The organism is Polynucleobacter sp. AP-Titi-500A-B4 (assembly GCF_018688095.1).
Classification (GTDB): Bacteria; Pseudomonadota; Gammaproteobacteria; order Burkholderiales; family Burkholderiaceae; genus Polynucleobacter.
Map to the genome: position 1 here is coordinate 1,233,414 of NZ_CP061311.1, position 13,378 is coordinate 1,246,791.

Consider the following 13,378-nt stretch of genomic DNA (forward strand, 5'->3'; position numbering starts at 1 on the left):
CTAGCAGGAATACAGCATCTCCATTACTTAAGCAATGATGTGAATATCTCCCGCAGCTAAGCCTGGGTGGCTAGTAGTTCCAATAATTGCCACCTTAACAGCCGCGATTGTTGCGGTACTACCATCGGCATCGTAATACAGTGCACCATCAGTAGTGTTGTAGATAAAGTGCTGGGCAGTAGTAGTCGCAGCTATGGTACCAGCACCAGAGGTAAATTCTGCTGCCCCTATCGCAGTACCTGCTCCGGAACCTGAAGCGGCCGTGACTTTACTAAAAACTGCCTTACTAAATTGCAATAGATCTGCATCGCCATTAATTTTAAAATCAGTGATCGTATCCACATTAGTTGATCCAGTTGCAGAATTGAAAACAAAGTAATCAACACCACCACCGCCAGTCAAGCTGTCATTACCAAGGCCGCCATTCAGGATATTGGCTCCACTATTACCAACAATGGTGTTAGCGGTAGCATTACCAGTACCATTAATCGCAGCTGCTCCAGTCAAGTTGAGAGTTTCAACTTCAGCGCCCAATGTGAACGTTACAGATGAATTCACGATATCCGTTCCACCGCCTGCCACCTCAGTTACAACATCACCAGTGTTATCTACTACATAGGTGTCATTGCCTGCTCCACCAATCATCGTATCTGCGCCAGTGCCACCATCGAGAGTGTTATTGCCATTATTTCCAGTAATAGTGTTGTTGAGAGTATTACCAGTACCGTTGATGTTTGCAGTACCACCCAACAAAATCAGCTTCTCGATATTAGCCCCTAAGGTATAGGTTCCTGAAGTGATATCAGCCTCCACAGTATCGACGCCCTCATTGACAATAACAAATCCTGCTAACGTCAGATTAGCATTTTCGGTAACCACTGTCTGGGTGTTAACAACTCTATAGGTATCGTCACCAATACCGCCAACGAGTGTGTCAGTACCGCCACCGCTAATCAGCGTGTCATTTCCTGCGCCACCAGACAAATTATTATTAGCAGTGTTCCCCGTAAGCACGTTGTTACCAGTGTTACCTGTACCGTTAATGGCAGTAGTGCCTGTGAGAGTTAGATTCTCAATATTGGCAGCAAGAGTGTAGGTTACCGATGAATTTACGGTATCGGTTCCCTCGTTGGCGTTCTCGGTCACCACATCACCAGCGTTGTCCACTGTATAGGTATCATTACCTGCCCCACCAATCATGGTATCGGCACCTGTACCACCATCAAGAACGTTATTACTAGCATTACCGGTAATCACGTTTGCCACTGTATTACCAGTGCCATTAATAGCAGAGCCAGTAAGGGTGAGATTCTCAATATACGTGAGAGTTGCCAGTGTAAAGTCTGCAGAACTTTGAATAGTATCCGTACCGGCACTATCTACAACAGTAGTTGTGGATTGTTGTGCTGTAACGATATAAGTATCATTTCCTGCGCCACCGTTAAGGGTATCTGTACCACCGCCACCATTTAATGTGTCATCTCCAGCATCACCCACCAAGCTATTTGCAGCTGAGTTACCAATAATCAGGTTATTAAGCGTATTGCCTGTGCCGTTAATGGCGGAGCCAGTGAGAGTGAGATTCTCAATGTCGTTACCCAGGATGTAGCTTGTTAATGAGGAAATTACAGTATCAGTACCCTCATTCGCATTCTCGATGATGACATCATCTAAATTATTGACGTTGTATGAGTCGTCGCCTAAACCGCCGCTCATCGTATCAGCACCGCTGCTACGCCCAGTGAAGGTGTCATTCAAATTACTACCAATCACAATTTCAATATTGCTTAAGGTATCGTTACCATCACCACCAGTGACCAAACCAGCTGTTAAGTTCACTGTAACAGCACCAGTCGCACTAGCATAGCTGGCCGTATCAGTACCTGCACCACCATCCAGCGTGTCATTACCTTTACCGCCAATCAGCGTGTCGTTACCTAGACCGCCTGACAGGCTGTTATTGCCTATGTTACCAGTGACCACGTTATCAACATCATTACCAATACCATCGATATTGCTTGCACCAGTCAGAGTGAGGTTTTCTAGATTCGTACTGATAGTGTAGGTTAGGGATGAAAATACAGTATCAGTACCCTCAGCCGCATTCTCAGTTACAACATCACCGATGTTATCTACCGTGTAGGTGTCATTACCTGAGCCACCGATCATGATGTCAGCACCAGCACCACCATCAAGCACGTTATTACCGCTATTACCAGTAATCGTATTGTTAAGACCATTACCAGTACCTGCAATTGCAGAGCCCGTGAGGACCAAATTCTCAATCGCAGCATTCACATTATTAAAGTCCACTAATGAAAAACTGACAGAGCTTTGAATAGTATCGGTTCCTGAGCTATCAATCACGGAACCAGAAGTGAGCTGTGAATCAACAATATAAGTATCGTCATCAGCGCCACCATTTAAAGTGTCGTTGCCGCCACCGCCAATCAAGGTATCATTACCTGCACCGCCTGAGAGGCTATTGTTGCCGGCATTACCAGTAATCACGTTATTGCCAGCATTACCAGTGCCGTTGATTGCAGCACCCATTAATGTCAGGTTTTCAACGTTAGCCACATTGAGTAAATCATAATCAATATAAGCCCGCACGGTATCGACTCCACCAGCGATTCCAGAAGCTTCGGTAATGACATCTGTAGTTGTATCCACATCGTAAACGTCATTACCGTCGCCACCAATTAATATGTCCTTACCTGAACCGCCATTGAAAGTATCGTTACCAGCACTACCAGTCAATACGTTATCGATCTCATTTCCGATAATGTAGTTGTCTAAAGAATTACCAGTGCCATTAATTGCAGTAAGGCCTGTGAGCGTTAGGTTGTCTAAATTGTTACCTAAGGTAAAGTCAATTGAACTAATGACAGTATCAATACCTTCGTTGCTCTGTTCGGTAAGAGTATTGCCTATAGCATTTATATAGTAAGTATCGTTACCATTACCACCGATCAAGATATCGTTTCCACCGCCATAAAGCTGGTTATTGCCGGCATTACCGGTAATCACGTTTGCTAAAGAGTTTCCGGAGCCATCGATATTGCCTGTACCTGTGAGGGTCAGATTCTCGACGTTGACTATATTAGCAAGGCTAAAGGTGACAGAGCTTTGAATAGTATCAGTACCAGCATTAACGTTTTCAATAATGAGGTCAGATGCAGTATCGACTACATACGTATCATTGCCAACTCCACCCACTAACTGGTCTGAACCATTTCCACCATTTAAAGTGTCATCACCAGCTCCACCATCAAGGATATTATTACCATCATTACCAATCATTACGTTGTTGCCAGCATTACCTGTAGCATTGATCGCATTTGAACCAATCAAAGTGAGGTTTTCAATATTGGTTAAAGATGCCAATGTAAAGGTTGCAGAACTTTGAATAGTGTCAATACCTTCATTTGTATTCTCAGTAATGGTCAGGGTATTAACTGCATTAGTAACCTGTGCTGTAACAACATAGGTATCGTCACCTGTACCACCAATCAGAGTGTCATTACCGCCACTACCGGTCAAGGTATCGTTACCTGCAAGGCCCGAAAGAATGTTGTTACCAGTATTACCAGTAATCGCATTATCAAGAGTATTTCCAGTACCGTTGATATTTGCTGTACCTGTGAGAACGAGATTCTCTACGTTAGCAGGTAGTGTGTAGCTAACTGAGGAATAGACAGTATCAGTACCTGTATTAACTCCAGCGTTTTCGAAAATAGCGTCAGTTCCACTATCAACGACATAAATATCGTTGCCCAAGCCACCGCTCATAGAGTCATTACCAGCGCCTCCATCCAAGGTATCGTTGCCTGCAGTACCGGTCATCGTGTCATTGCCATCTAAGCCAAGCATAAGTGACTGAGAGCCGGACGCTGTCATTGTGGTGCCTGAGTTAGTGCCTACAGTAGCAGTTTGTCCCGAAATAACTTTTTGAACTCCAAATGGGTCTGTATACGTAGTCGTCACACGATATAGACCAGCACTCGTCGGCGCCGTATAGCTTGCACCTGTCGCACCATTAATCTTGGTCCAAGTGGTTCCATTATTAGTAGATGACTCCCACTGGTACTCAGTTGTTCCAGTAGCATTCACACCAGTAACTGCACCAGTGGGATTAGAAGGTGACACCAAATCAGGATCATAAGCAAGATTAACGGCATTTAACTTTGCCACATTATTGGCGCCTGACTTAGCAACAGAGTAGCCCGCAATATCAATGCTACCAGTAGCAGTTTCATTCAGATTGCTGAGGTTGACAGTCAACAATTGCTCCGATGAAATCCCCAATGTGGTATCGGTAGATATCAAATTAACGGTATACGTTGGAGCATGTGTCAAGCTCTCAAAGTTAGCGCCAGCCTTGAATGACAGATTCCAGTTACCCGTTACAGCATCTTTAGAAACTTGGAATAAATCACTATCGTTCTGCGTCCTATTTAAACTGATAGCAAATTGACTTCCTGCAGCACCACTAGCAACTAAAGAAACAATCGAGCTTGTACTATTTTCATTAGTAGAGACACCAGCGGCAGGAAGTGCTACAGGATTGGATCCAATTTGCAGTAATCCACCAGATGGTGCTGGAGCCTGCATGACTGTTGGGGTTATCTTAGTGCCAGTCGCAGTGTAAACACCATCGCTAAACTGGAAGTAATCAATACCCACAACTAAGTCAGTACCATCGCCAGACTGAACTATGCCATTGGCATCAGTAAAGGTATCTCCTCTTTTATCTACAACCTTATAGGCATTAGTAATGGCGCCTTCATTTTGCGAGTTATAAGTTACTTTTGTAAAAGTGTAATCGGTATGCGCACCTGAATATACGGCCATATTTTTACCTGTGCCGCTACCACCTACCTGAGCAACATCATCACCAAGAACGGTATTTTTGAATAGCTCTGTACTGAGCATGTCAGTAAAGTGCTTATCAAATAGCGCTACACCACCAGATTTCAGAGTATTGCTATCTAACAGACCATTGCTTGCTAGAGTGGCGCCAGTAACAGCACTGCCTGCCCTATTGGTTGCTCCATCAATCGAGAAACTATAGGCAGTATTAGTGCCACCAACTTGATAGGTACCATCCAGGGTATCTAAGCGGATGCTGTTACCAATAATGACGTCATTACCAGCACCACCAGTAATGGTGTCATTACCACTACCACCAATTAACCAGTTGCCATTAGCATCGCCAATAATCGTGTCGTTATTGGCAGTTGCAACTAAACCTTCAACCTGAAACCAGGCTGGGAAGTTAGTGCCGCCTTTTACTGTTGCCTGAGGGGCTGACTGAGTAGCAAAATCGGCTGTTACGCCTGTTGGACTGAGAGCCCAATCGCTCAAATCCATAATGTCAAAGCCAGTATCGGTTACACCATCACCGCCCCACACTTCATCTGGTCCAGCTGCAAGTGCTGCCGCCGACATTGGGCCTGGGCGCAAGATGTCATCACCGTTGTCACCTTCGAGAACGTCTTGGTCTGAACCACCAAGGATGATATCGTCGCCGTTATCGCCGTATAGCAAATCTCCAGAACTACCGCCATCGATAAAGTCATTACCATCACCACCATGAGTGAATGGGTCAGTATCAGCACCGCCGTAGATAACATCATCACCACTTTCGCCTGACAGCTTATCAATACCATCACCACCATAAATAGTGTCGTTACCGCTTCCACCAATTAACTGGTCTGAGCCGTTCATGGCAGTACCACTACCTTGACCGTAAATTAAGTCATTACCATCACCACCGTCGATGACGTCAGGCGCCTCGCCACCAAAAATTGTATCGCTGCCAGTTCCGCCATAGAGCTTATCCATGCCATCACCACCGTAGATGATGTCGTTACCGCCATCAGCATAAGCTGTGTCATCACCACCCTGCATTGAGATGAAGTCGTCATATGCCGTACCAACCAATACTTCTGATGAATTAGCACCTGTAGTTGGGGTGCCATCAAGATTGGTTTCACCCACCATCATCTCTGGGCGAAGGTCATAAATGTACTGCTTACCATTAATGGTCTGAAGTGTGCCGTTAAGCAATTCACCTGAAAGGCCTGTGTTATTGGTGCCGTCAGTAAATACGCCAATATGCTTGCTAGGATTTGCAGCTTCATAAACTGCTAAAGCATCGGCATACTTATGCTCAATACCCTGACTTGATGATGAAAGAGCCTTTGCAGATAAATCATAGTACTGATCTGCATAAGCAAAAATATTTCCGTTCAAATGGGTAACGCCCGTATTACGTTCGACGATATCCTTGAACTGCTCGTTACCAACCTGATCACCCATCTGTTGGCCCACTAAGCGATAGAGGTAGTAGAAGCGATCGCCGTCCATCAAACGCTCAATTTGATCTAAGAAGATCGCATCAAAGGTCTCACCCAACAAACCACCGAGTACACATCTTTCAGCTAAACCGCCCAACCATGCATCCACATGATCAATGCCTTTATCGACTAACATCATGTCGCTAGCCGCTTTTAGGGTGTAGGTATAGCCTTTGGAAGCCATGTAGTCTTTATCAGCTTTAACTTCTATGCCTGTATTAAAGAGATTAAATAATGCTGTGGCACGCTGAAGATCACCATCATATGAATATGCAGCAATGAAGTTCACCAGATTATCTGGATGATTCATGTTTTGAGCGAACTCGCTCCAGTTGGCATAAGCAGCAAAGTTTTGCTTACCTGCAGAGCCTAAGGCAGCCCGCATCTCATTGAGAGTAGCCATGCCCATATCACGACCGCGAGCAATATTGATTGCTGCTAAGTCGAGAGGCTGACCAAGCAAACCTTGATTTAAGGCCGGGGTGACAAACTCATCGACCGCATTCATTTGCTGATGGGACATACCCAAAGCAATAGATCCAGCGCCAACGCTTGCAAACAAACTTGGGTTCAGGAATGAATCTTTGAGTGTCAAACTCATGATTCTTCCAGTTAAACCACCCGTTGGATCGATCGTATCAATCGTTTCACGAATAGTTGTGTGACCAAAACGGAAGGCAACTTGAGCAAACTCATCAGAAATGCTGGCATCAATATTACTGTTGTAGCCTACGAATTCAGGTAAGTTTGGAGTAACGCTACGGGCATATTGGTCAACCGCAACGTGCTGATATTCCATCTCATTAATCAACTTAGCAGCATTGAAGATCTTTTCGGGATCCCAACTAATTTCGCCTGTGTTCAAGCGATAGTTGCCTTGGGCATCCATCACGCTTGTCGCAATTTGCCAGTTATGCAGGGTTGTATGGGTTGTATCACCCTTCAATGTAGCAGCCGCATCTTGAGCAGCAATACTAGCCTGTAGGTTAGCAACTTGATAGTTATGCTCTTCATGCCATACATGGTGAATAGCAGTTAAACCAATGTTTTCGTTAACGCGGCCATCACCAGCTACATAGTGATCACCTACAGATTCCAATAACAATTCGCCAACCAACGCCTTCATAGTGGCACTGAGAGTAGAAACTGGATTAAAGGTTGCAAAATCAATTAAATCAAACAGGCTCGGGCCATTTCCTGGGTAGAGCGGAAGATTACCGTTTGCATCTGTGCTTAACTGATTATTAGCATCGTAATACTTCAGCGGTGCAGTAGGATTTGTAGGAGTAATTAATAGGCCTTCTTTTACTGCCTGCGCATTAATCTGATTGAGCAAACTTTGGGTTATGTGGCCGCTAGTATTTGTACCCTTAGTTACATCAAAGTGCGGATTCATATCCAACAGAAGAGCTGAGCCTGAAGTGCCATTGACTAGCTTCCCAAATGCATCTACCTGGACATTTCCAGTAGCATCACGATTTCTAAAGTTAGAAATATCTTCCCAAGTTAAGTCTGAACGATGGGTTGCCAAAAGCTGGGCACGTAATTCATTGATCGTAGGCAATGTCTCATGAGTTGTACTGCCATCGGCTTTAGTCCAAGCAACAGATGTGGAACCGTTAAACAGGTTAGTGCCAGCATGATAGGTATTACCGCCATCGGTAGATACCCATTCGCGCAAGAAATTGGTAATTTGGCTATTTGAACCGTATGTTTGGCTTTGATCAATATAAGGAGAATCGTGATCGTTATAGTACGGATCCCCTTTTGCATCGAACCCAGCTACTGTCGCACGACTAATCGTCATGCTTGTGACAGCGTTTGGATCTCCAGGATAGGCAGGCGCCACATACAAAGGATCAGTAGGAGATAAAGCAATGACAACCTTGGTGACTTTTCCACCATCGGTTTGTCCACCCTTTGCCACAAAGTCTAGGCCGTGATCAAAAAACTGTCCAAACAAGGCAAACCAACCGTTATTAGGAGATACACCTGGGTTAATTGAGCCTACAAATTGTTCAGGATTAGTAATATTACCGTTGGCATCGTGATTATTCAGAGTTTGCACTACGCCATTAGCATCTTTAACTAAGTGGCCATAAGCATCTAATTTTGCAGTAACGCCATCACGATTCTGATAGTCAATCTGACCGCCATTATCAGCAGATAACATACCCCAGTCTTTTACCTGTGCAAGGCCATTGGTAAAGACAATTCTTCCAGTAACTGGATCTGTGTCATAGGTAACGCCTGCTGTAGTCGTCAAGAGACTAATCATACGAGGGGTATAGTCAGTCACAGTATGCTGAACAACTGCTCCATTCACTCCTTTAGTAGTGGAGTAATCAGTTGTCATGGCTCTAGCAGTGGTTGTGTGAGCAACACCTAATGAGTCATAGGCAGTTTGTCCAGCAGCAAAATTATTGCCATAGCTAGCGCCAGTTGTATCTGGTGCATAAGTTTTAGTGTAGCTATTGAAATCCGCCTTTACCAGGCGAATGAACGGCGTATCTGCCTGACCCCAGTGACTATGCCCCTGGATGATGTTATTCATCAAGCCCGAAACGTTTCGAAGGCCAGATGCATCAGTTACAGAATCATAAGAGGTACCAAAATAAGCAAGCGCTGCCGTAACGCTATCAATGGCCGAGAGGCCTTGTGTTGCATTAAAGGCCAAATCATTAGGGTCATAGAGTTTCTTGCCATTAATGTCATAAATAGCAGTTGTACCTGCCCAATTAACAATAGGCACGCCATTCTTGTCAAAGAGCGGCTTGAAGGTTACCTGCGAATACAGGAATGAAAGATCAGAGCCATTAATGGCAAAAGAACGTAATTTGTAAGTTGATGTAGTAGCCATAATTTTTCCTTATTTCCCTGCTTTAATTTCTTGATTCAAAATTTTTGCGCCAATACCAAATTGGCCGTTCTTTTTCACAACTCGTGTGACCTGGGCTTCGCAGATCACTACCAGCGGCCCCCCAGGCGTTCTGATGTCAAGTTGGAATTGAATTTTTGATCCAACCTCGTGAGTCTCATCGAGTTCGAAAAAAATCCCTGTTGCGCTAATGTCTTTTGCGCTGGTAACCAAACCATTGATCTGCAGAGGAATATTGGATTCAATTCGCTCCGCCCTTGGCTGGTGTTTTTTAATTTGTTGTCTCACGCTCATCCAATAAAAGTACTTTAAAGAGTCAATTTGCTCATGGACAAAGGATAGAGATCAGATGAAGCGGAGAAATGAGTAACGCGTACTCTTCTCAATAGTGACTTTTAATTATTTTTTGAGTGGAAAAAGTGTGAGTAATATCCCAACTTTTATTTGGATGTCCTAGTATTGCGATCAGTAGACCACCTAGTAGAAAGGTCATTAGCCTTCATTACGGACTATAACTTTCGTAATAGAAGGCCTACCCTAACCAAAGGAATAAGTTGATAAAGCAAGAATTGAGAAACCCTTCTTGAAAGGGTCTAAAGAGGGCTTAAGCAACTAGCAGAATGTCGCTAACCGTAAAGTGGGGGTGGGTACTAGAACCTATAACTGCGATTTCTATTGGGCTTGAGGTAGCCTTGCTTCCATCGGCATCATAGTAGAGCCCACCTGTTTTATACATATAAATTAAGTAATCAGTAGCACTATTTGCAGCAACAGTAGTGGTGGTAGTGTTTTCATAAAACTGGGTTAGCGACAATGTCGTTGTAGTTGAGAGTGATTTAAATATCGACTTGCTCAACTGCAGGTGATCTACGCCACCCTGAAAGTCGGTAATAAGGTCTAAATTAGCTAATGTACTTAATGTCGAATTAAATACAAAGTAATCAGCACCACCTCCTCCAGTCAGCGTATCATTTCCGGCGCCACCAAAGATGGTGTCATTGCCAGATCCACCAATTAAATTATTAGCACCAGCATTGCCAACGATAGTTAAGGCAGATTTCATTGCTGAAGCGTCTATATTGAGCGCTGTTGTTCCTGTAGAAACCGCTGTAGCTGCTGTTCCCGTCCCAATAGTCACTAACTCAATACCAGTATCGGCGCTATTTAGTTTTAGGGTTGAGGCGATCGTTGAAGTGAAGCGAATTTCATCTTTGCTACCGGCTAAATCCTGAATCAGATTGCTTGATGTATGGTCACCAGCTAGTTTAATAATATATAGATCGTTACCGGCGCCACCATCTAAAAAGGAGCTGGAACTTCCACCAGTTAAGGTGTCGTTGCCACTTCCGCCTATTGCGCGCTCGATAGTTGTGTTGAATGCAATGGCAACATTGTTTGTCATCCCGTCAACAGAAGAATAAGCACCTGGAGTCAGGTCAATATTTTGATTAGCTGAACTTCCAGAGAGATCTAGCGTATCCACACCCCCCGCATCCCAAATTGTCAGAATTGGTGTTTTATTAATAGTGAAGTCATAGATCGCTGCCTCAATGCCCCCAACTGTTGAATGAAATCCATAGGTTGTATCTTCAGTTCTGGTGCTCATGTTTGCACCATACTTAAACTGAATAGCCACGATGTCATACACCATTGGTGTCTGAGGATAGATATACGTCAGGGTTGTACCGTCTTGCTGCCAGCCAGATCCCGGTAAATATCCTCCAAAATAGGACATCACGGTGTATTGACGGTTGTCCTGAGCAAAGACAGCATTGGTGGCATAAGTTATCGTGCCGCCGCTACCCGCGTTGTATGCGCCTGGATGTGAAAGCCCAAGTGCATGCCCAATCTCATGAATCATCGTCAATAGACCATAGGCTCCCAATGCCATGCCACTATCGGCATTCGTTGTCCAGCTTGAGCTCATCCACACTTGCTCTGCAGTTAAAGAGGCGGTCTTGGTAGATGTATTGACGGTTCCAAATGGAACGGTATAAGTGCCACCACCCGTATTGCTGGAATAATCCAGCGTGATATTGGCAGCTGGATTATTAGCACTCTCCACCAATGGCTTGGCCATCAAATCTGCCCACAACTGGAAGGCAAGTCTTGCTGTAGTGACTTGGGTTGGCGTCATTGCTACCAATGAAGCACCGCCCTCTAAGGGCGCTGACCCGGAGTTCGTGGGTGTTACCGTATTAATCGAATAGGTGATTGGCGTTGTGGCAGATGAAATCCACGTAAATTGATAGCCCGTATAAGTACTACCCCAAGAGGTGGTTAACTGAGTCGTAATTTGACTCGTTGTATAGGTGGGCTTAGTTGCCATAAAAGCGATGACGAAAATCAGGAATTAAATTCACGTCAGATTAACAACTAGATACCGTAAAAACTAGTAAAAACGCTGAAATAGGCCCAAAAGAGTATGTAGATACTAAGCACTCACTGCAAAAGGATCGTCCTTAATCAGGGTAAATATGGATTAGGGATTCCTGACACAACGAAAGCCAATATAGACAACAGCAATATCTGCTGGCTTAGATTCCACATCAGACTCTTGCTGTCGTTCTGGTCCGTACCACCACGAAGCACCCCGAGTAATGTAGCCACCGTTTCTTTCTGTGGCAGTCCACTCCCAGACATTGCCACCCATGTCGTATAAACCATTCACACCCGGCTTAGTTGTCTTTGTCGCGACGTGCCCCGTTCCACGATTCAATGCGCCTGCTGGTGCAAGTCCTTTGTAATCTCCACAAGCACTTAAACAGTGTGATGGTGTTGGGGTAGCCCCACCCGGAAATGGATAACGTTGTCCTTTGACATATCCACTAGGTGGATTAGATCTTTGCTCCAAGAAAGCAGCACTTGCCCATTCAGCATCGGTAGGTAAACGTTTGTCGAAATAACGACAAATGGACTCAGCTTCTTTTTGATTGAGGTGCACTGCTGGTTCTGCATCTCTTGCAGGCACACCATATGGCGTCTTCCAGGTCCACCCTTTCTTTTGGACAAAGCCTGCCTCATAAGAAAGGCCCCCGCCATTTTTTTCTGCTTGACTGGTAAATCCTGTTGCATTTGCAAATGTTTTAACATCACCGATCGTCATTTCAGTTTGATCCCAAACTAAATCACCAATCTGAGTATTGGATATGGATGTTGCGGGAGCACTTTGACTTGGCGCAGATCTCAGCATGAAATACACAGCAATTGCTGTAAGCAATATGCCAAAGAGGATGGTGGAGATATCAAACTTTTTCATACCAAGGACTCACCTGCAATAAATAGTCAACAATGCAGTATTTATAAAGCAAATATGTGTTTTATGTGCTGATCTGGTTTCTGCCGGCTTGCTTAGCGCGGTACATTGCCTGATCACAAGCGTTATAACAATCTTTTAGGATTGAGCTTGGATCGTTATCCATAGCTTTGAGAGGGTCAAACATCACCAGTCCGATGCTGATCGTAATGCGGATCTCTTGATCTTGTGCGGTTGCGCAGATAGTTTCTGAAACTAAGATGCGCAAGCGCTCCGCAACCTCTTGGGCTTTTTCTTGAGTAGTTTCAGGCAAAACAATGAGGAACTCCTCACCTCCTACACGACCAAAAATATCAATCTCGCGCAACTCCATTTGACAAGTCTTGACCAAATTGGTGAGCACGACATCCCCTATGGGATGACCATAGGCATCATTGATATTTTTAAAGTGATCGATATCCGCCATCATGAAAGCAATACTTTTTTTACTACGAAAACTTTTTAGGATTTCTAGTTCAGATCTAGCGAAGGTCTCGGCACGACTCAAGGCTAAAGTGAGCGGGTCTATCTTGGATATTTGGCCTAATGAAAAATTTTGTACTTCCAAGCGATTTAATAAGGCTTTGATATGAAGTACGCCCAATAATAGAAAGCCTGATATCGGTACCACTAAAAAGGCATCGACAATATTGATGTCACCACCATTCCAAATAAAGACAATCGGATTAAGTCGTCTACCCAGCATTAGACCTAGGCCAATAGCCAGGCAACCGCCAGCTAATCGGTAGGACTTAGAAAGGGTAAAAAGATAAATAGCATAAAGAACCGCTATAAGTTGAGCCGCTAATGCGACTGAATAGAGGGATAGCGCCAGAATCATCG

Annotated in this window: 5 protein-coding genes; all 5 read right to left on the reverse strand. The window is 44.4% G+C overall.

Features of this window, described 5'->3' with window-relative positions; translation table 11 throughout:
* Nucleotides 1-27 precede the first annotated feature (27 nt).
* Entirely contained in the window at nt 28-9,222 is a 9,195-nt protein-coding gene (locus FD968_RS06240; protein WP_215364717.1) for a peroxidase family protein, read from the reverse strand.
* 9 nt (nt 9,223-9,231) lie between these two features.
* Entirely contained in the window at nt 9,232-9,534 is a 303-nt protein-coding gene (locus tag FD968_RS06245; RefSeq protein ID WP_215364718.1) for a PilZ domain-containing protein, read from the reverse strand.
* Nucleotides 9,535-9,844: 310 nt separating this feature from the next.
* Nucleotides 9,845-11,569: a M10 family metallopeptidase C-terminal domain-containing protein gene (locus FD968_RS06250; protein ID WP_215364720.1), complete on the reverse strand. Its 1,725-nt coding sequence runs from the start codon at nt 11,567-11,569 to the stop codon at nt 9,845-9,847.
* Nucleotides 11,570-11,722: 153 nt separating this feature from the next.
* The gene (locus FD968_RS06255; RefSeq protein WP_215364721.1) at nt 11,723-12,499 is read right to left on the reverse strand and encodes a formylglycine-generating enzyme family protein; all 777 of its coding nucleotides are present in this window, start codon (nt 12,497-12,499) and stop codon (nt 11,723-11,725) included.
* 61 nt (nt 12,500-12,560) lie between these two features.
* Nucleotides 12,561-13,376, reverse strand: coding sequence for a GGDEF domain-containing protein (locus FD968_RS06260; protein ID WP_215364723.1), 816 nt, complete (start codon nt 13,374-13,376; stop codon nt 12,561-12,563).
* Nucleotides 13,377-13,378: the final 2 nt, after the last annotated feature.